The sequence below is a fragment of the Nocardiopsis nanhaiensis genome, assembly GCF_054778635.1.
This window is the reverse complement of sequence record NZ_BAAGZJ010000041.1, coordinates 30,586-50,134: the sequence shown is the minus strand read 5'-3', so window position 1 is coordinate 50,134 and position 19,549 is coordinate 30,586. Positions and strand designations below refer to the sequence as shown.

At 70.6% G+C, this 19,549-nt stretch carries 17 protein-coding genes; 8 read left to right on the top strand and 9 right to left on the bottom strand.

Features of this window, described 5'->3' with window-relative positions; translation table 11 throughout:
* Positions 1-131 precede the first annotated feature (131 nt).
* From ACYVD1_RS19860 to ACYVD1_RS19830, 7 genes are all read left to right on the top strand, one after another.
* Entirely contained in the window at positions 132-1,874 is a 1,743-nt protein-coding gene (locus ACYVD1_RS19860; protein WP_460774900.1) for a Wzz/FepE/Etk N-terminal domain-containing protein, read from the top strand.
* Positions 1,871-3,280: a ligase gene (locus ACYVD1_RS19855; protein ID WP_460774896.1), complete on the top strand. Its 1,410-nt coding sequence runs from the start codon at positions 1,871-1,873 to the stop codon at positions 3,278-3,280. Before ACYVD1_RS19860 ends, ACYVD1_RS19855 begins: the two co-directional genes overlap by 4 nt.
* Positions 3,277-4,500, top strand: a complete 1,224-nt coding sequence (locus tag ACYVD1_RS19850; RefSeq protein ID WP_460774893.1) for a phosphotransferase — start codon at positions 3,277-3,279, stop codon at positions 4,498-4,500. The genes ACYVD1_RS19855 and ACYVD1_RS19850 overlap by 4 nt, the downstream gene beginning before the upstream one ends.
* A 175-nt stretch (positions 4,501-4,675) precedes the next feature.
* A complete protein-coding gene (locus ACYVD1_RS19845) occupies positions 4,676-5,551 on the top strand; it encodes a sulfotransferase family protein (protein ID WP_460774890.1) in 876 nt (291 codons plus the stop codon).
* Positions 5,521-7,053: a lipopolysaccharide biosynthesis protein gene (locus tag ACYVD1_RS19840; protein WP_460774940.1), complete on the top strand. Its 1,533-nt coding sequence runs from the start codon at positions 5,521-5,523 to the stop codon at positions 7,051-7,053. The genes ACYVD1_RS19845 and ACYVD1_RS19840 overlap by 31 nt, the downstream gene beginning before the upstream one ends.
* Before the next feature lie 61 nt (positions 7,054-7,114).
* Positions 7,115-7,573, top strand: coding sequence for a UDP-N-acetylglucosamine--LPS N-acetylglucosamine transferase (locus ACYVD1_RS19835; protein ID WP_460774888.1), 459 nt, complete (start codon positions 7,115-7,117; stop codon positions 7,571-7,573).
* Entirely contained in the window at positions 7,570-9,231 is a 1,662-nt protein-coding gene (locus tag ACYVD1_RS19830) for a glycosyltransferase (RefSeq protein WP_460774886.1), read from the top strand. Before ACYVD1_RS19835 ends, ACYVD1_RS19830 begins: the two co-directional genes overlap by 4 nt.
* Here the strand turns inward: ACYVD1_RS19830 and ACYVD1_RS19825 are convergent.
* Both ACYVD1_RS19825 and ACYVD1_RS19820 read right to left on the bottom strand, forming a co-directional pair.
* A complete protein-coding gene (locus ACYVD1_RS19825) occupies positions 9,196-9,369 on the bottom strand; it encodes a hypothetical protein (protein ID WP_460774884.1) in 174 nt (57 codons plus the stop codon). The genes ACYVD1_RS19830 and ACYVD1_RS19825 overlap by 36 nt on opposite strands.
* Positions 9,366-10,010: a TetR/AcrR family transcriptional regulator gene (locus ACYVD1_RS19820; RefSeq protein WP_460774882.1), complete on the bottom strand. Its 645-nt coding sequence runs from the start codon at positions 10,008-10,010 to the stop codon at positions 9,366-9,368. Before ACYVD1_RS19820 ends, ACYVD1_RS19825 begins: the two co-directional genes overlap by 4 nt.
* A gap of 128 nt (positions 10,011-10,138) precedes the next feature.
* On the opposite strand from ACYVD1_RS19820, the gene ACYVD1_RS19815 reads away from it, so the two are divergent.
* Positions 10,139-10,723, top strand: a complete 585-nt coding sequence (locus ACYVD1_RS19815) for a GNAT family N-acetyltransferase (protein WP_460774879.1) — start codon at positions 10,139-10,141, stop codon at positions 10,721-10,723.
* A gap of 59 nt (positions 10,724-10,782) precedes the next feature.
* On the opposite strand, the gene ACYVD1_RS19810 is transcribed toward ACYVD1_RS19815, so the two are convergent.
* The 7 genes from ACYVD1_RS19810 to ACYVD1_RS19780 form a co-directional block, all read right to left on the bottom strand.
* A complete protein-coding gene (locus tag ACYVD1_RS19810) occupies positions 10,783-11,910 on the bottom strand; it encodes a glycoside hydrolase family 26 protein (RefSeq protein WP_460774937.1) in 1,128 nt (375 codons plus the stop codon).
* Positions 11,911-12,014: 104 nt separating this feature from the next.
* On the bottom strand, positions 12,015-12,908 hold the full coding sequence (locus ACYVD1_RS19805) for a sulfotransferase (RefSeq protein ID WP_460774934.1): 894 nt from the start codon (positions 12,906-12,908) through the stop codon (positions 12,015-12,017).
* Positions 12,909-13,114: 206 nt separating this feature from the next.
* A complete protein-coding gene (locus ACYVD1_RS19800; RefSeq protein ID WP_460774876.1) occupies positions 13,115-14,272 on the bottom strand; it encodes a S8 family peptidase in 1,158 nt (385 codons plus the stop codon).
* Positions 14,273-14,749: 477 nt separating this feature from the next.
* A complete protein-coding gene (cysN, locus tag ACYVD1_RS19795) occupies positions 14,750-16,018 on the bottom strand; it encodes a sulfate adenylyltransferase subunit CysN (RefSeq protein WP_460774872.1) in 1,269 nt (422 codons plus the stop codon).
* A 180-nt stretch (positions 16,019-16,198) separates the two neighbouring features.
* A complete protein-coding gene (cysD, locus tag ACYVD1_RS19790; protein ID WP_460774867.1) occupies positions 16,199-17,131 on the bottom strand; it encodes a sulfate adenylyltransferase subunit CysD in 933 nt (310 codons plus the stop codon).
* A gap of 62 nt (positions 17,132-17,193) precedes the next feature.
* Positions 17,194-17,985 carry a 3'(2'),5'-bisphosphate nucleotidase CysQ gene (locus ACYVD1_RS19785; protein ID WP_460774864.1) on the bottom strand — a complete coding sequence of 264 codons (792 nt, stop codon included), beginning with the start codon at positions 17,983-17,985 and terminating at the stop codon, positions 17,194-17,196.
* 3 nt (positions 17,986-17,988) lie between these two features.
* On the bottom strand, positions 17,989-19,506 hold the full coding sequence (locus tag ACYVD1_RS19780) for a sugar transferase (RefSeq protein WP_460774861.1): 1,518 nt from the start codon (positions 19,504-19,506) through the stop codon (positions 17,989-17,991).
* Positions 19,507-19,549 lie beyond the last annotated feature (43 nt).

The window sequence follows — 19,549 nt, the reverse complement described above, 5'->3', positions numbered from 1 at the left end:
CCGCGGCGGGTTTGCGGACGGCCCCGCCTGGGAATTCGGCTGTTTCCCAAAGCACCAGGCAGAACCAAAGGGATTACACTTAGTATGCAATCGTTCACTAAAAGTGCTGCCATGTCTGCGTGGAGGACCCGATGGACACCGACGCGGCCGGCCCTGCCGGACCGGAACTGAAGGAGTACACCGCCCTGTTGAGGCGGCGCTGGCGACTGGTGGGCGCCGGGGTGCTCGGCGGGCTCGCCCTCGCCACCGCCGGGGTGCTCGTGGTTCCGTCGGCCTACACCTCCGCCACCGCGGTCCAGGTCCACCCCACGGAGATGGCGGAGTTCACCGGTGAGCAGTCCGGCCGCCTGACCGGCGACGTCAACCTCGACAGCGAGGCCCAGGTCGTGCTGTCGGACCAGGTCACCGCCGCCCTGGCCGCGGAAGTCCCCGGTTCCCCCTCCCCCACCGACCTCCGCGAGCGGATCGACGTGACGGTGCCGTCCAACAGCAACATCCTGGAGATCGAGTACTCGGCCCGCTCGCCCGAGGACGCGCAGCAGGGCGCGGCCGCCCTCGCCGACGCCTACCTGGACCACCGGGGTGAACAGGCCCGCGCGCTCATCAGCGGCCGGGCCGAAGCCCTGCGCGAGGAGCAGGAGGAGCTCTACGAGTCCCTGGCCGCGCTCTCCCCGGAGGGCACCGCGGCCACCGGTGAAGCCCAAGGCGGCGACTCCCAGGCCGAAGCCCTGCTCCAGGAGATCGTCGAGCTCGGCAACGGCATCAGTCCGCTGAACGCCCTGCGTGAGACCGTCTCCCCAGGCGAGGTCATCACGCCCGCCGACCTGCCCGAAGCATCCTCCTCCCCGATGCCCCTGCTGTGGCTGGCTTCGGGTGCCGCCCTCGGCCTGCTCGCCGGGCTCCTCACGGCCGTGGCCCGTGACCGCCTCGACCCCCGCGTGCACGACACCGAGGACACCGCGAGGATCGGCGCCGTACCCGTCCTGTTGGACCTGTCCACGCCCGGGGAACGTCCCGACCGCACCCCTGGTCTGCTCACCGACGACGATCCCGACGGCCAGCGCGCGAACGAGTTCGCCCACTTGGTCCGCGCCCGGCTGGCCGCCACGGCCCCTGAGACGGCCGGCCCCGAGTCCGCCTCCCCCGGGGCGGTCTCCCCCGAGGAGGACGGCCCTCCCGCCCCCGGCCGAGTACTCGTGGTCACCGGCACGACCCCTGGACGCGCGGGCACCGCCGCCGCCGTGAACCTCGCGGCGGCCCTGGCCCGGACCGGCTCCGAGACCCTGCTGGTCTGCGCCGACCCGCGTACCGACACCGCCCTCGACCTGCTCGATCTGCCCGAAGGCCCCGGCCTGGCGGAAGTCCTGGTCGACGGTGAGGACCCGTCCCAGCTGGTGGCCCGGACCTCCGCGGTACCGCGTCTCCGGGTACTGCGGTACGGGAACCCCGGGGCCGCCGCCCCGGTCCAGGGCGGCGCCACCGAACTGGTGGAGCTGCTGCGCGGACACGCCGAGTTCGTGGTCATCACCACCGCCGCCATCGGTGAGCGCGCCGACGCGCACGCCCTGGCCGCCACAGCCGACGTCCTCCTCCCCGTGGTCGAGCTGGGCAGGACCCGCAGGGCCGACCTGACCGGCACGGTCACCGCGGGCTCGCGGTTCGGCGTCACCGTTCCCGGAGCGGTCACCGTTCCGCGCCAACCGGACCCCGGACCGGCACCCTCCGTTCCCCGTCCCGTGCCCCCGACGCCCCGCCGTCCCAGCGAGGCAGGGGCCCACGCCCCGCACGCCACCACCGGTGACAGCACGGCGGCCGGCTACGACAGTGCCGCGTCCGCGGATGACGGGGCCGAACCCGCGGGGTCCCGGCGTTGACCGGCCAGGGCGCCGCCCAGGGGTCGCGCACGACCGGTGCGGCCTGGAGCGCCGCACCGCGGAGCGGCCCCGCCCCGGTCACCGGGTGGCCCCTGGTGTGGCTGCTGGCCGGGTACCCGGTCTGGTGGGCGCTGGGCATGGGGCAGTTCGCGTACTGGCTGTTCGCCGTACCGATGCTGGCCGAGCTGGTGCGCCGCCATCGAACCGTGGGGCTGCGGGTACCCCCGGGCTTCTGGCTGTGGGGCCTGTTCCTCGTGTGGGCGGTCCTCGGGCTGGCCCTGGTCCCCTTGGAGATGCCCGGGACCGTGCCGGGCAGCGGCGGCTATCCCGGCGCCCTGCTCCGCGTGGTCAACTACCTCGTCCTCACCGTGCTGCTGCTCTACGTCGGCAACCTGACCGAGCGCGAGCTGCCCGTTCGGCTGGTGGTGTGGTCCCTGGCCGTGCTGTGCCTGGTCACCATCGTCGGCGGCTACCTGGGCATGTTCGCGCCCCGGTTCGAGTTCACCGCTCCGCTGGAGTACCTGATCCCGGGGACCCTGGCCGACGACCCCTACATGCGGACCCTGGTCCACCCCGCTTCCGCGCAGATCATGGACGTCTTCGGCGGCGTCGAGTCGGCCCGCCCGAAGGCCCCCTGGGAGTACACCAACGTCTGGGGCTACATGCTGTCCCTGCTGCTCATCTGGGTGGTGGTGGGCTGGGCCGTGCAGGGGGCCGGATGGGTGCGCCTGGGTGCGCTGGCCGCGGTCGCGCTGTCGGTGGCCCCGATCGTGTACTCGCTGAACCGCGCGCTCTGGGCGGGCCTGGCGCTGTCGCTCGCCTTCGCCGCGGTCCAGGCGCTGCGCCGGGGCCGTGTGGTCCTGGTGGGCTCCGCTGCGGCGGCCATGGCCGCGGTCCTGATCGCCCTGGCCCTGTCACCGCTGTCCGAAGTCGTGCAGGCACGCGCGGACAGCCCTCACAGCGACGACGGCCGGGCAGCGACCAACGCCGCGTCCGTGACCGCCGCCGACCTGTCCCCGGTCCTCGGGTGGGGCACCACCCGCGAGGGCCTGGGCAGTTCCGACTCGATCGCGATCGGTCCCACCCCTGAGTGCCCGGGCTGCGGCCAGCACGTGATCGGCAACGCCGGACAGCTGTGGATCACCCTGATCTCCAGCGGATGGGTGGGCACGCTCCTGCTCTTCGCGTTCTTCGCACAAGTGGCCTGGCGCTACCGGGCCGCGTCGACCGCGGTCGGGCAGGGCGCACTGCTCACCGTGTTGCTTCTGTTCTGGTACATGTTCTTCTACGTCGCGCTCATGTCCCCACTCGCCGTCACCATGATCGCCGTCGCCCTGCTCTGGCGCCGCGAGGAACCGGTGCTCCGTCGTCGAGGGACCGCGCGCACCGGCGGGGGTGCTTGGTGAACAGCGAGACGACCTACCTGACCGACCTCGCGGCCGTGTTGTGGCCCTGCGGCGGCCTGCTCGGCCCCGGTGACGGCGCCTTTCGGCGCATCGTCCACCGGAACCGGGGCAACCAGTACCTCCCGGTACCCAACGCGCACAATCCGCGGGTGATCCTGCCCGCGCACAACCGCTCGGCCGCCACCCGGGGCATCACGTCCTTCGCCCAGGGCCACTCCCTGCGCGAACGGCTCCAGACCCTGATGCTGACCGGGGCGTTCGCCACCGGGATAGCCCCGCTGCTCCTGCGCGACCGCTTGTACGTGGGAGCAGGCCCGGGGATCGAGCACGCGCTCTCCATCGCCCTGGACCGCGAGCTCACCATCGCGATCCACGTGGGCCCGCCGCGCGCCAACCGCAAGCCGGTCCTGCTCCTGCTCACCCCCGGCGGCCGAACCATCGGCTACGCCAAAATCGCCATCAACGACCTCACCTCCCAGCTGGTGCGGGCCGAGACCCGGGCCCTGCGCCACCTGGCCGAGTCGAGACTCAAGGACGTGACCGTTCCGCGCCTGCTCTACGAGGGCGAGTGGAACGGGCACCCGCTCCTGGTCCAGGAGGCCCTGCCGGTGGGGGACCAGACCGACCGGCCCACCCGGCACCAGCTCCTGCGCTGCGTCAGCCAGATCGTGGGCCTGGATCGGGTACGCGAGCGCAAGCTCTCGGCGAGCCCCTACCGGCAGGCCCTGGACGCTCGGATCGCGAAGCTCGGTACGCGCCCCGAAGCGGCCCCCTTGCGCGGCGCGCTGCACCGCCTCCCGGACGTGTCCCTGCCCTTCGGCGCCTGGCACGGCGACCTGACCAGATGGAACATCGCCAGCACCGCGAGGCGGGCGTTCGTCTGGGACTGGGAGCGCCTCGCCTGGGACGCACCCGCGGGGTTCGACGCCCTGCACTACGACCTCAACGAGTCCGTCCAGGCGGGGGTGCACCCCGGCGTCCACCGCTGGCTGGACAGCGGCTCGCGGCTGCTGCGCGACCCGCTGATGGCGGAGCGCGGACTGCGGCCGCACACGGTGTCCACGGTGATGGCGCTGTACCTGATCGACCTCGCCACCCGCTACCTCCACGACCGCCAGGCGGAGACCGGCAGCCGCTTCGCCGCCGTCGACGACTGGCTGCTGCCCGCCTTGGCGGGGCTTCAGGAGAGAGCGTCCCACGAGGCCACGCACGCGGCCTGACGGCCACGGTGCCCGGCCCGCCAACAGGCCCGGCACCCAGCGGCCACCCGCACGAGCCGGACGCCCGCACCATCCGTTACGCACGCGGCCCGACTCCCGCGGCACCACGGCAAGACGCCCACCCACGACGGCCCCGGCCACGACCGGGGACCACCGCACACCGAAGGAGCTCGCGATGCCCCGGGCCACCTCTGCTCTCACCCGCCTGGCCGCACCGGCCAGGCGCGCCCTGCTTCCTCTCGCCGACGGCCTCGGCAGTGTGACCAGCGGCGCCCGCGCCCTGCCCGACTTCCTCATCTGCGGAGCCCAGCGTTCCGGCACCACTTCGCTGTTCAAGGCCCTCTCCCTGCACCCCGCGGTGACCGGACCGACCCTGCGCAAGGGGGTCCACTACTTCGACACCGGCCACCACAACGGGCTGGACTGGTACCGGGCGCACTTCCCGCTGCGCGCCACCCTGCGCGCGCGGCGGGGGCGCGACCGGATCCGGGTGTGCGAGTCCAGCCCGTACTACCTGTTCCACCCCCTTGCCGCCGAACGGATCGCCAAGGACCTTCCCGAGGCCCGGATCGTGGTGATCCTGCGCGACCCGGTCGAGCGCGCCTACTCCGCGCACGCGCACGAGACCGCGCGCGGCTTCGAGACGGAGCCGTTCGCCAAGGCGCTCGAGCTGGAGGAGGGGCGGCTGGCCGGCTCCGAGCAGCGGCTGCTGGAGGAACCCGGCTACTACTCGCACTCGCACCAGCACCACGGCTACGTGTCCCGGGGCCGCTACGTCGACCAGCTGGAGCGGATGGAGCGGCACGTCGGGCGTGAGCGGATGCACGTGGTGGACTACGCGGACCTGTTCGACGGGCGTTCCCGGGCCCTGGACGAGATCGCCCAGTTCCTCGACCTCCCCCCGGTTCCCCAGCGTGCGCCGGGCCATCACAACGCCCGCAAGCGCACGGGGATGCCGGAGACCCTGCGCGCCGACCTCGCCGCCCGGTTCACCGACAGCGACGCGCGCCTGACCGCTTGGTGGGGGCGCACACCCTCGTGGTGCGTGTGACGGTCGAGGCCCGTTCGGGCAGCGGCGACTCCGGCCTGCGCCGTGTCCTGCGCGGCGGCATGGTCAACATGGCGGGCGCGGTGGTGGGCGCGGCCCTCAACCTCGCCCTGATCATGACCATCACCCGGGCGTTCTCCCAGGAGACGGCCGGGCTGCTGTTCTCGGCCACGTCGGTATTCCTCATCATGGCCGCGGTGGCCAACGCGGGTGCCCCGGACGGGCTGGTGTACTTCATCGCCCGGATGCGGGTCTTCGGGCGTCCCGGCGGTGTCCCCCAGCTGTTGCGCCTGGCGCTGGGCCCCGCAGTGCTGACGGCGAGCCTGGTCGCCGTGCTGCTGTTGCTCTTCGCCCGTCCGCTGGCGGACGTGCTGGGCCCGGAGGAGGCCACCACATACCTGCGCATACTCGCGCTCTTCCTGCCGTTCGCGGTACTCGCCGATTCCGCGCTCGCCGCGACCCGCGCCCACCACGACATGTCGGTCACGGTCCTGGTGGACAAGGTGGGCCGTCCGCTGGCCCAGCTGGGGCTGGTCGCGATGATCGCGGCCACCGGCTCGGCCGGACTCCTCGCGCTGGCCTGGGCCGGGCCGTACCTGCCAGCGGCGGTGCTGGCCTGGTTCTGGTTGGGGAGGATCGTGCGCCGGGCCGCGCCGGAGCGGTCCCTGCCGGGTGAGCCCCCGGTGACCGAGGCGGGTCCGGTCACGCCTCGGGCGTTCTGGACGTTCGCGCTGCCCCGTGCCTTGGGCGGTGTGGCCCAGATGGGGGTCCAGCGGGGCGGCGTGGTGATGGTGGCGCTCCTCAACGGGCTGACCGGAGCCGCCGTGTTCACCGCGGCCACCCGGGTCATGGTCGTGGGCCAGTTCGGCACACAGGCGGTCCTCTACGCGGCCCAGCCCAGGTTCGCTGAGCTGCTGGCCGACCAGGACCACGCACGGGTGCGCTCCCTTTACCAGGCGGGGACGTCCTGGCTGGTCTGCCTCACGTGGCCGCTGTACCTTTCGGCGCTGGTGTTCGCCCCCGAGGTGATGCGGCTGTTCGGCGCGGAGTACTCGGCCGGGGCTGCGGTGCTGATCGTGGTGTGCGCCGGGCAGCTGGCCGCCTCGGCGCTGGGGATGGGCGACCTCATCCTGACCATGACCGGCCGGACGGGGCTGAACCTGCTCAACAACGTGCTGTCGCTGCTCGCCAACATCGCGGTGTGCGTGCTGCTGGTGCCCTCGTACGGGGCGGTCGGCGCGGCGGTGGCCCTGGTGGCTTCGGTACTCGTCCGCAAGCTCCTGCCGATGTGGCAGCTGCGCTCCCTGGTGGTGCTGCACCCGTTCAGCCGCCCCGTGCTGGTGGCGACGGGCAGCTGCCTGGTGTGGTTCGGCGGGCTTCCCCTGCTGTTGGGGGCACTGACCGGTGGCGGCCTGCCGATCGTTGCCCTGGCCGTGCTCACCGGTGCCGCCGGGCACCTGCTCACGGTGTGGCGCGTCCGTGACCACCTGGAACTCCGGGGGTGAACCGCGACCTCGCTACCCGACACTCCCGTTCGACCACACTGAGCAATGGATGGATCACTCCATGACAGCACGACCGGTACTCCTGGTGTCCTCCAGCGGAGGCCACCTCACCCAGCTGCGATCGCTGCGCCCGTGGTGGCAGGACAAGGAACGCGCCTGGGTCACCTTCCGCACCCCGGACGCCGAGTCCTCGCTCTCCGACGAGACGGTGCGCTGGGCCCACCACCCGACCACCCGCAACATGGGCAACCTGCTGCGCAACACGGCCCTGGCCCTGCGGGTGCTTCGGGAGCTGCGCCCCTCGGCCGTCGTCAGTACCGGCGCCGGGGTCGCCCTGCCGTTCTTCGTCCTCGCCTGGCTGCTGCGGATCCCGACCGTCTACATCGAGGTCTACGACCGCATCGACACACCCACGCTCACCACCCGGCTCTGCAAGCCCTTCACCCGACTGTTCCTCGCCCAGTGGGAGGAACAGCGCTCATTCATGCCGACCGCGATCACCGTAGGACCGCTGCTTTGACGGAACAGACCACACGCCCCGAGCACCGCCCCGACCGGAGCGACCACCCCGACGTGGTCGTCAGTGTCGGTACCGACCACCACGGGTTCGACCGCCTGGTGCGCTGGGTCGACGACTACTCCCGCCGCCATCCCGACCTGCGGATCCTCGTGCAGCACGGGCACAGTTCAGCCCCGGAGAAGGCCTCGGGAACACCCTTCATGCCCAGTGGCGACCTCTCCGAGGCGATGCACGGTGCCTCGGCCGTGGTCACCCACGGCGGCCCGGGCACCATCACCCAGGCGCGGTCGGCCGGCCACCTGCCCATCGTGGTCGCCCGTGACCCCGAGCTGGCGGAACACGTGGACGAACACCAGCTGCTCTTCGTGGGGCGGGTGGAGGAAGCGGGGCGGGTGCGCGCCTGCTCGACCTCCCAGCGACTGCACGCGCTGCTCGACCAGGCGCTGGCCTCCCCCGACGAGTTCCGGGTGGACCCGGCCACCGACGACGGGCCCAAGCGCGCCGCACTGCGCGCGGGTGAGCTGATCGACCTGCTCACCGACGGCGCCGGGGCCGCCGGCCCGGTCGGGGGCGGTCCGCTGCCGCGCGGTACCGCTGTGGGCGGATCGATAGCGCAAGGCCCGATGGACGGAACAGCGGTGGAGGCAACACCGGTGGCGGATGCGGCAGTGGCCGGAGGCTCTGCTGAGTCAGTGGAGGCGGGGTCCGTGGAGGCGGGCACTGAGGCAAAGACCGGGGACCCGACCGACACCTGGCCCCCGGTGACCGTCGTCGTGCCCACCCGGGACCGGCCCGAACTGCTGCGCCGTACCCTGGAGGCGGTCGCCGAGCAGGACTACCCCGGCCGGATCACGACCATCGTCGTGTACGACAACGACCAGCCCGACCCCTCACTCGCCCGGACCGAGGGCGACCGCCCCGTCCGAGTGGTGACCAACTCGCTCACCCCAGGGCTGGCGGGTGCCCGTAACACCGGGGTCCTGAGCGCAGACACCAGCCTCGTGGCCTTCTGCGACGACGACGACACCTGGATGCAGGACAAGCTCCGGGCCCAGGTGGAGGTGATGCGTGCGGAGCCCGGCACCGACATGGTGTGCTGCGGCATCCGCGTGGTCTACGACGAGGTCGAGTCCGAAAGGGTTCTCGAGCGGACCAGCGTCACCTTCGCCGACCTGCTCGGATCGCGCCTGACCGAGCTGCACCCGTCCACGTTCCTGATCCGGCGCGAGGCCATGGTCGGCGGCAGCGGAACGGTGAGCGAGGAGATCCCCGGCAGCTACGGCGAGGACTACGAACTGCTCCTCCGGCTGGCCCGGCGCGGCCCGATCCGCAACATCCCCGAACCGGGGGTGCGCGTGCTGTGGCACAAGAAGTCGTTCTTCTCCGAGCGCTGGCAGACCATCTCCACGGCGCTGAGGTGGCTGCTGGAGCGCTACCCCGAGTTCGGTCTGGTGCCGCACGGGTACGCCCGGATCGCGGGGCAGATCGCCTTCGCCGAGGCGTCCGCCAAACGTCGGCGCACGGCCTTGGGCTGGGCCGGGCACACGCTGCGGCACCGACCGTCGGAGGGTCGGGCCTACCTGGCCTTCCTTGTGGTCTGCGGTGTTCCGCCGGGGTGGGTCCTACGCCTGCTGCACCTGCGCGGCAAGGGCCTGTAGGGACCGCTTCGGGCTGAGCAGGCAGGGCCTCCCGGCGGACGGGGCGCGCAGAGCGAGCATGCTGACGCCCCGGACCGCGCGGGTGTGGCCGAAGGACTCGTGGAGGTCCCTGACCTGGATGACCGCTTCCCCGCTCATCCGAGGGCTCCTTCCCCGGCGTCCTGCGCTCGGCCGGGGTCCGCTGTGTCCTCGGGTGCGATGAGCCGGTCGACCATGCCCGCCAGGCGGTCACCGGCCTCGCGGAGGTCGAATCCGGGGTCGCGCAGCGCTTCGGCGACCAGGGCGTCGATACCCCCGCTGACGCTGATGGCGAGGACCTTCGTGTCGACCCCGGTGCGGCCGGTCTCCGCGACGGCCTGGTCCAGGAGGTCGGCCAGGCCGCTCCAGCGGGTCTGGACCTGCTCGTCCGCGTCCTCATGGCTCTGAGCCGCGCCGAATCCCTCGGAGATCAGCCGGACCTCGTCGCGGTGCCCGTCCAGGTAGTCGACCAGCGCGACCACGTAGGTCCGGGTGGCCTCGCGCACGCTGGCGGCGTCGGTCAGCCGCTCGACCACGTGCCGGGTGAGCCGGGCGAAAACGTCTTGGAGAGCCGCTCTGATGAGCTCGTCCCGGCTGGCGAAGTGGTAGATGATCCCGCCCTTGGCGATGCCCATCCGCTCCGCGATGCGCGCCAGCGAGGCCTTGTGGAACCCCAGCTCGGCGACGGTCGCGATGGTCGCCTGGATCATCTGCTCGCGGCGGGCGGCCTGGGTGAACGTCGCCCCGTATTTTGAACGCATGGACAAAATATAGCACTACCGGTCAAAAACCGGAAGACGCCGGCCGGGGACCGCCGATAGCCTCGCTCACGGACCCCGCGCGGGACGGGGACCGAACTGAGCACACCTGCGGACATCAGGGGGAACGCGTGGCCAGGGAAGCGACACCTACGGACATCGAGCGGGCGGCCGACACACTCACCGCGGCCTTCCGGGACTACCCGTTCACCCGGCACACTATCGACGCGGACGATCACCTCTCACGGCTCCGGGAGTTCCAACGGCTCTTCATCGCGGAGGTCGGCCTGCCCCACGGACGGGTCTGGGTGAGCGAGGACCTCGACGCCGTCGCCGTCTGGTCCACGCCCGACTCAGGCGGGGCCGGGGCGGCCATCGCCGGGCTCCTGCCCACACTGGCGGAGCTCGCCGGGAACCGCGCGGACGCCTCCGCCGCGGCCGAGGCAGCCATGGGGCAGCACCGGCCCACCGAGCCCGTGTGGTTCCTGGGCACCGTGGGTGTGCACCCGGACGCGCAGGGCCGGGGGCTGGGCCGCGAGGTCATCGGCGCCGGCCTGCGCGAGGCGGACGCCGCGGGTGTGCCTGCGTTTCTGGAGACCTCCGCGTCAGCCAACGTTCGGCTGTACGAGTCTCTGGGATTCCGGGTGACGGCCGAGTACGACCTGCCCGACGACGGCCCGCGCACCTGGTCCATGCACAGGCCGGCGGGCGGCTGACCGGGGCAGGCCGACCCGGGCGTTCAGCCCCGGGTCAAGGCACTCGGCGCGGCGGTCGGTCAGTCCCGGGTCGCGGTGTACTCGGCGAGGCGGCGGACCCGTTCGGGCAGGTTCACGTAGGGGTCCTGCCCGGCCAGCTCGAAGCCGCGCTGGGCGTGTTCGTTGGCCCGGATCCGGAAGTCGCAGCTGTCGGAGACCTTGCTGTCCCAGAGCTTGACCGCGCGCACCCGCTCATAGCGCTTGAGTACGTCGGGGATGTCCTTGTACCACTGCAGGGTCTCTCGGGGGCCGATGTCGGTGGTGCCCATCTCCCCGATCATGACCGGCTTCTCCGGGTCGATGCCGTGCTCGGGGCCCTCCTCCTGGATCCAGTCGTAGGTGGGGGCGAGGGCGTCCTCGAAGGAGTCGACGTGGTCCCAGTGCGGCATGAGGTCGCAGCCGGTCATGTTGTAGGCCTCCCAGCTGATCCAGTCGACGTAGTCGTTGCCGGGCCAGAGGCCGGGGAGCCGCTCGAGGTTGCCCGGCCAGCCGGTCACGTTCCACACCCAGATGGCGTTGTCCGCGCCTTCTTCCCGGTACAGGTCGACGATGTGCTGCCAGGAGCTCACGAACTCCTCGGGCGCGCCCCGGTAGTTGTAGCGGTTGTTGCCGTCGGCCTCGTGGTCGAACGTGACGAAATAGGGCACCTCCATCTCCGCGATGGTCCGCGCCTGGGAACGCAGGGAGCTGTCGAACTCTCCGGCGAGGATGTCCTCGTACGGGATGTCGGGATGCCCCGAGCGGGTGAAGCGGCGGGCCTCGATGTTGGTGTGCACGAAGCGCCCCTCCGCGACCATCCTCTGCTCCCGGTCACCCGGAACCTCTGCCTGGTCGATGCCCCGCCAGGTGTAGACGATGTCCATGTCGCGGCCGACCGCGGACTCCAGCTCGTCCACGTCGTCGTCCTCGGGACTGGCACCCCACCAGACCCCGCAGGAGGGCTCGAGGATGTCGGAGACGGTGCAGTGGAACTCGGGCGCCGCAGGCATCCCGAGGAACGTGGCCGAGTTCAGGACCGGGCGGTCAGACGGAGACTGGTCCTCTCCCGGAGCCGAAGCCCCGGTGGGGCCGTCACCCGCGCTGGCCATCCCCAGGGCGAGGAGCAGAGCCCCCGTCGCCGCCATCCCTCGTACCGGTCCGCCGCCCATGGTCAACCGCCCCCAGCTCCCCCGATTGCGACTTAGAGTAGTTAACAAATAACAATACGTTACGGATTGGGCATGCAACATCCCCCGGGGCAACACACCGGACATCAGTACCCATACCGCCCCCGCGTGGGGCTGGTGACCACCGTGACCAGGCCACGGCGCCACGGGGCGAGCCCCTCCCGCCACCCGTGGTCGGCGCGCACACCCACCGGGCCGGACCGGAACCGCATGGGGTTGCCGGAGACCGCGTGCCCCTCCGAGAGCCGCACCCCGCCCTCCCCCAGCGCGAGCGGCGCTCCGGCATGGCCGGCGAAATCGGCGATACGCCCGAACTCGCCCTCGGGGTCGGCCACGAAATCCTCGTACCGCACCCGGAGCGTCGGGGTCCCCCGCCGGGCTAGGGCGTCCAACGACGAGTTCTGGGTCATCCACTGCAGCGCCGAGCGCCCCGCCGAGTAGCGGGCCATCTCCTGCTCGGAGCTGTCCGGGGAGGCGTCCGGCCGCGCCATCCGCTTCCCCCAGGAGTGCGCCACCGCCCGCGGATCCCGCACCACGTGGAGCAGGCGCATCCGGGAGCCGTACCGCCACCGCAGACAGGCGGCCAGCGAGGCGTGCTTGCTGGCGTCCACGATCACCCGGGCACCGCTCACCTCGGCGACCGCCGAATAGAGGCGGTGGTAGAGCTCGGTGTAGCGGTCACTGCGGGCGGCGAGGGCGCCCTCACCGGACGGGCCGTTGAGCAGGACCGGCAGAAACCTGGTCCGGTCGACGCTGTCCTTGAGCCGCAGCACGCCGTGGGCGTCCACACGGTCCCAGCCGCCGAAGGCGCGCTTGCCCACCTCGGCCCAGAACCCGCAGCCGGCGAAGGGCAGGCCGCAACCGCAGCGTTCGTTCTCCACCAGCCCCCTGCGCCACAGGTGCACGACCTCACCCACGGAACAGAACCCGGGCAGCTCACCAAGGAGGCGCTCGATCAGCGTCGACCCGGAGCGGCCCATCCCGCCGACAAACACCAGACGATATCCATCCACGACCCAAGATTAATACTCGGAGTAATCAACCAGGGTCATAATGTGAAAACCGGTGTCGGAGAAACGTAACGGCCCCGGTCGGGGATCTCTCCCTGGCCGGGGCCGTGTGACTACCCGTCGGCTGTCAACCTGCCGAGCTGCGGACGCGCGGGGACTCCGCAGTCGGCGGTGTCCTACAGACCCTCGACGTTAAGCAGGAGGTTCACGGTGCCGCTGGGGACACCGCTCAGCTTGTCCTCACCGGCGTTGTCGACGAGCCAGTCCAGGACGGTGTCCTGGTCGTCGTCGCCCTGCCCGCTCTTGTACAGAGCCGCGGCGCCGGCCACGTGCGGGCTGGCCATCGAGGTGCCGTCGTAGTTGTCCGTGCCGCCGCCGGGGACCGTGGACTCGACGTCGACGCCCGGGGCGTAGATGTCCACGGACGAACCGTGGTTGGAGAAGCTCGCCGCGGCGTCGGTCTCGTCGGAGGCACCGACCGTGACCACACCGCTGGCTCCGCCCGGGGACGTGTTGCCGGCGTCCTGGCCCTCGTTGCCCGCGGCGACGGCCACGAAGACACCGGAGTCGGCCAGGGAGTTGACGGCGTCGTCGACGGCCTGCGAGGCCGGGCCGCCCAGGGACATGTTGGCGACCGCGTTGGACTCGGAGTTGTCGGCCACCCACTCGATACCGGCGATGATGTCGTCGTAGGTGCCGCTTCCGTCGTCACCCAGGACCTTGACGTCGACCACGTCGGCGCCCGGGGCCACACCGTAGCTGTCGGCCGCCACGGTGCCCGCGACGTGCGTGCCGTGGCCCTGGACGTCGCCGCCGTCGCCGCCGGTGGCGTCGTAGCCGAGCGAGGCACGGCCGTCGAATTCGGGGTGGTCGACGTCGATACCGGTGTCGAGGACGTACACGGAACTGCCGGAGCCGTCCGAGTCGGTCGTGTAGGAACCGTCCAGGGGCAGGTCCTCCTGGTCGATCCGGTCCAGGCCCCAAGGGACCAGGGCCTGTGCCTCACCGACCTGCTCGATGTAGGCGACGCCGTCCTGGGCGCGCAGCTCCTCGACCTCGGCGGTGCTCAGCTCGGCCGAGTAGCCGTTGAGGGCCTCCTCGTAGGTGTGGTTCACCTTGTTCTCGGCGATGCCGAAGGCCGAGGGGGACACGCTGGCCGTGGTGACGGTGTCCTCGAGGACGACGAACCAGTCGCTGCCGGCGGCGGAACTGGTGTACACCGGCGCGAGGTCTGAGGCGCCGGCGCTCGTGGCGCCGGAGAGCGCCATGGGAATGGTGAGTGCGCCGACCGCGACGGCACTGAACGCGACCCTGCGGGTGGGGTGCTTCTTCACGCGGTTTCCTCCTTGTGGGGGTAATGGGGGTTGGAGTACACAGCGGGCCCCGATCGCATGGATTGCCTGGATTGAGAACCCGTCTGCGATTCGCACACTTTAGACAGGTTTGAACCTTGATTACCAGAGCCGGGGCGAATTTTTCTCAACCATCACCCTCCGGAGTCCTAGCCACTGCGTCAGAATCCACCGCTCGAAGATGACACTCTGCTTGCCCCACTCGGCTGGAGATCGACCTAACGACGGGTAACTTCCGCCCCTCCGCCGCAACCCCATTCACGGAGTTCCACGTGGTACCGGGGACCGAGAAAACACACCCACCCTTTACATCCGGAAATATGACCGAAAGAATCCCGTACTCGTCCGACACAACCCGGCTCCAGCCAAGCGGTGTCATCACACGAATCGGGGGCCGCCCGCAGGCAGCCCCCGATTATTTCCCGATATTCTGTTTTCCCCGGTTTTCCTCGGGTAAGTTCAGTCGGCCTTGACTACCATGCCCGCGCCGACCGTCGTGTTGGTGGCCTCGTCGATGAGGATGAACCCGCCGGTCTGGCGGTTCTTCTGGTACTCGTCCACGAACAGGGGCTGGGTGGACCGCAGCCGAACCCTGCCGATCTCGTTCAGCGCCAGGTGGTCGGCGGACTCATCGCGGTGCAGCGAGTTGATGTCCAGCCGGTAGCGCAGGTCCTTGACCATGACCTTCGCGGTGCGGGTCGTGTGCTTGACGATGAGTTTGGAGCGCGGCGTGAGCTTGCGCGAGTCCGTCATCCAGCAGACCATCGCCTCGATGTCCTGGGACACCGCGGGGGTGTTGTTGGGGCGGCAGATCATGTCGCCCCGGGAGATGTCGATCTCGTCCTCGAGCGTCAGCGTCACCGACATCGGAGAGAAGGCCTCCGCGACCTCCCCGTCCGCGGTGAGGATCTTCGCGATGCGCGTGGACAGTCCCGACGGCAGGTGGGTGACCTCGTCGCCGGGCTTGAGGACACCGCCCGCCAGCTGGCCCGCGTAGCCCCGGTAGTCGTGCAGTTCCGGGTCGTCGGACTTGTGCGGGCGGATGACGTACTGCACCGGGAAGCGCGCGTCGATCAGGTTGCGGTCGGAGGCGATGTGCACGTTCTCCAGGTGGTGCAGCAGCGAACCGCCCGTGTACCAGGGCATGTTCTCCGACTGGCTCACCACGTTGTCGCCGTGCAGGGCGGAGATCGGAACGAACGTGAGATCGCGCGCGTCCAGCTTCGCGGCGAACTCGGTGAACTCGGCCTTGATCTCCTCGAAGCGGTCCTGGGAGTAGTCGACCAGGTCCATCTTGTTCACCGCGAGGACCAGGTGCGGCACCTGGAGCAGGGTGGTGAGGAAGGCGTGGCGGCGGCTCTGCTCCTGGAGGCCCTTGCGGGCGTCCACCAGGATGATCGCGAGGTCGGAGGTGGAGGCACCGGTGACCATGTTCCGGGTGTACTGGATGTGCCCGGGGGTGTCCGCGATGATGAAGGTGCGCTTGGGCGTGGCGAAGTAGCGGTAGGCCACGTCGATGGTGATGCCCTGCTCGCGCTCGGCGCGGAGCCCGTCGGTGAGCAGCGCGAGGTTGGTCTGCTCCTCACCGCGGGCGACGCTGGTGCGCTCCACAGCGTCGAGCTGGTCCTCGAAGATGGACTTGGAGTCGTACAGCAGGCGGCCGATCAGGGTGCTCTTTCCGTCGTCGACGGAACCCGCCGTGGCGAACCGCAGGATGTCGTTACTCATGTTGGCTGGTCCAATGTGCGTATTTCAGCGATGGTCCTGCCTCTGGTGCCAACCTCAGCGGGCGAGGGTGGCGCTGGGGGCAAGATCATCGCGGGACGGGGCGGAGTGGTGGGCCGGGGAGGGGCCGAAGCGGCGCTGCGGCCCCGGGTAAACACTGCGGAGGTCCGCAACAAGCGGGGCTTAGAAGTAGCCCTCGCGCTTGCGGTCCTCCATGGCGGCCTCGCTCGCCCGGTCGTCCGCGCGGGTCTGGCCGCGCTCGGTCACCCGGGTCGCGGCGATCTCCGCGATGATGTCGTCCAGTTCCACAGCCGTGGACTTGACCGCACCCGTGCAGGTCAGGTCGCCCACCGTGCGGTAGCGGACGGTCTCGGTGAAGGGCACTTCGGTCTCGTCCCGCCGGATGAGCTCGGACTCGGCCAGCAGGATGCCGTCGCGCTCGAACACGCTCCGCTCGTGGGCGAAGTAGATCGAGGGCAGTTCCAGCCGCTCGCGCTTGATGTAGCCCCACACGTCGAGCTCGGTCCAGTTGGAGATCGGGAAGACCCGGATGTGCTCGCCCCGGTTGATCCGGGTGTTGAACACGCTCCACAGCTCGGGCCGCTGGCTCTTGGGGTCCCACTGGCCGAACTCGTCACGGAAGGAGAAGACCCGCTCCTTGGCCCGGGCCTTCTCCTCGTCGCGGCGGGCGCCGCCGAAGGCCGCGTCGAAGCCGTGGTCCTCGATCGCCTCGAGCAGCGCCGAGGTCTGGAGCTGGTTCCGGCTGGCCCAGCGGCCGGTATGCTCGACCACCTTGCCCTGGTCGATCTGCTCCTGGACGGAAGCGACGACCAGGCGCACCCCGGCCTGCGCCACACGGCGGTCCCGGAACTCGATGACCTCGTCGAAGTTGTGCCCCGTGTCCACGTGCATGACGGGGAACGGGATCGGCCCGGGCCAGAACGCCTTCTCCGCGAGGCGCAGCATGACGATGGAGTCCTTGCCGCCGGAGAAGAGCAGCACGGGGCGCTCGAACTCCGCCGCCACCTCGCGCATGATGAAGATCGCTTCGGCCTCGAGAACGTCCAGCTGGGAGAGCTGGTAGCGCCCGAGCGCCTGCTGACTCGCCTGACCCATGGAAATCCGCCTTAGAAATACCGACACACACGACCGGTTCCAGCGCGGAGGGCCCTGCAGGTTCAGCCCCCCGCGTGCGGACCGGCGCTGTCTAGGTCCGCGCCGTCGCGGATGCTAGCCAACAACATACCCGACAATTCCGATCGGCATACAAGGACATCGGGGAGTAGCGGGTCGGCTACGTTATAGCGAAGTTCGGAGCCGTCGATGCGCGAGGCGTGCAGGCCGGCCGCGCGCGCGACCGCCACCGGGGCGGCGCTGTCCCACTCGTACTGGCCGCCGGCGTGCACGTAGATGTCGGCGATCCCGAGGAGGACGGCGCAGATCTTCGCACCGGCCGAACCCATGGGGACCACCTCGGCCCCGAGTTGGGTGGCCATGCGCTGTACGAACGCGGGCGGTCTGGTCCGGCTGGCGGTGATGCGCAGCCGCTGCCCCTCCGGACGCTCCTCTGGTAGCCACGGCGGGTCGACCGTGGACACGGTACTGCCCTGCGAGGGAAGTGCCACCGCCCCGGCGACCAGGTCGCCGTCCTCCCAGAGCGCGACGTGCACGGCCCAATCGGTCCTGCCCGGCTCGGAGAACTCACGGGTCCCGTCGAGCGGATCGATGATCCACACCCGGCGGGCGGCCAGCCGGGCCGGGTCGTCGGCACCCTCCTCGGAGAGCACCGCGTCGCTGGGCCGTAGCCGGCCGAGCGCGGAGAAGAGGAATTCGTGCGAGGTGCGGTCACCCAGGGTGCGCAGAACCTCGGGTTCGTCGAAGCCGTGCCGGGCGCGCAGGCGCAGCAGCAGCTGCCCCGCCTCGCTCGCCAGGTCCCGGGCTACCTCATGATCGTTTCGGATGCTCTTCACCGGCTAGTATGCTCCCGCCCCACGGATCACCGCTGACCACGTCTTCCACAGGATCTGGATGTCCAACGTCAGCGACCAGTTTTCCACGTACCTCAGGTCAAGACGGACCGATTCCTCCCAAGAGAGGTCGGATCGGCCGCTGACCTGCCACAGCCCCGTCATCCCCGGTTTGACCACCAGCCTGCGGCGGACGTCGTGCCCGTACTGGGCGACCTCCTCCGGAAGCGGGGGCCTGGGTCCGACAAGCGACATCTCTCCGCGCACCACGTTGATGAGCTGGGGAAGCTCGTCAAGCGAGTAGCGGCGCAGCCACACCCCGGCGGGCGTGACCCTGGGGTCCTGACGCATCTTGAACAGCACACCGTCGTGCTCGTTGCGGGGTTGGAGGATCGACTTCAACGACTCCGCCCCGGTCACCATCGTACGAAACTTGTACACGGTGAACTCGGCCCCACCCCGCCCGACTCGGGTCTGGGTGAACAGGGCGGGCCCGCCGCCCTCGGAGCGGATGAGCACACAGAGCACCGCGAACAGGGGCGAGAGCAGAACGAGGGCGAGGGCGGCGGCGCACCGGTCGAAGACCCCCTTGACCAGTCGGCGGGCCCCCACCAGTTCGGGGTGCTCCACGTGCAGGAGGGGGAGCCCGGCCACGGGGCGGATGGTGGTGCGCGGTCCGGCGACCTCCATGAGGGCGGAGGCGACGGTGAGGTCGGTCCCGGTCTTCTCCAAGCGCCAGGCCAGTCGGCGCAGTTCGATGCCGTCCATCTCCGGGCAGGCCAGGACGGCGACCGTGTCCGCCCCGACGAGGGCGGCGGCTTCGGCGGCGTCGGTGAAGGTACCCAGGACCGGGCAGCCCTCCACTTCGGTCGCGTCGGACTCGTGTTCGGGCAGACAGACGCCCACGACGCGCATGCCGTGGTAGATCTCGTCGCGGAACCGCTGGATGAGGTCGCTCACGGCCACGCTGTAGCCGACGACCACGACCCCGCTCATGCACGCACCGGAGCGGCGGCGACGGTGCAGCGCCTTACGGCGCGCGTAGCGCATACCCAGGCTGAGCAGGACGATCAGGGGGAGCGCGACCAGGACGTATCCGCGGGCGAGGTCGAACTTCACGGCGAAGGCGCCGATCGCCACGGTCGCGGCCAGGACGGCCCCGGCCACCGCGACCCGTCGGTACTCCTCGGTGCCGACGCCGAGGAAGCGCCGCTCATAACCCCCGCCCAAGGCAACGAAAGCGATCCAGACCAGCGGGAGCAGCAGGGAGAGCACCAAGTAGGGGGTGGTGCTGGCCGCTGCGAGGGAGTCGTGGAATCGGAGCGCGGTCCCCGCGAGGGTGGCCGCCAGCGCGGCGAGCAGATCGAGCACGACCAGTCCGGCGACGTAGGGGCGCATCCAGGCGTCGGCCCTCGGCCCGGTACCCAACGGGATCCGCCGCGGCAGTGCGGCCCGCCCGTCCAGGGTCTCCTGCTGCTCTGTGGTGGGGCACCTGACGGTACCCGCCCCACTGGTTGTGACCACATATCCCCCAAGACCACGTACAGATTCGGATACTTACTATGCG

Coding starts and splice junctions, on each gene's coding strand:
- ACYVD1_RS19835 (WP_460774888.1), top strand. CDS start 7,115: ATGACAGCACGACCGGTACTCCTGGTGTCCTCCAGCGGAGGCCACCTC.
- ACYVD1_RS19820 (WP_460774882.1), bottom strand. CDS start 10,010: ATGCGTTCAAAATACGGGGCGACGTTCACCCAGGCCGCCCGCCGCGAG.
- ACYVD1_RS19860 (WP_460774900.1), top strand. CDS start 132: ATGGACACCGACGCGGCCGGCCCTGCCGGACCGGAACTGAAGGAGTAC.
- ACYVD1_RS19825 (WP_460774884.1), bottom strand. CDS start 9,369: ATGAGCGGGGAAGCGGTCATCCAGGTCAGGGACCTCCACGAGTCCTTC.
- ACYVD1_RS19810 (WP_460774937.1), bottom strand. CDS start 11,910: ATGGGCGGCGGACCGGTACGAGGGATGGCGGCGACGGGGGCTCTGCTC.
- cysD (WP_460774867.1), bottom strand. CDS start 17,131: ATGGGTCAGGCGAGTCAGCAGGCGCTCGGGCGCTACCAGCTCTCCCAG.
- cysN (WP_460774872.1), bottom strand. CDS start 16,018: ATGAGTAACGACATCCTGCGGTTCGCCACGGCGGGTTCCGTCGACGAC.
- ACYVD1_RS19805 (WP_460774934.1), bottom strand. CDS start 12,908: ATGGGCCGCTCCGGGTCGACGCTGATCGAGCGCCTCCTTGGTGAGCTG.
- ACYVD1_RS19845 (WP_460774890.1), top strand. CDS start 4,676: ATGCCCCGGGCCACCTCTGCTCTCACCCGCCTGGCCGCACCGGCCAGG.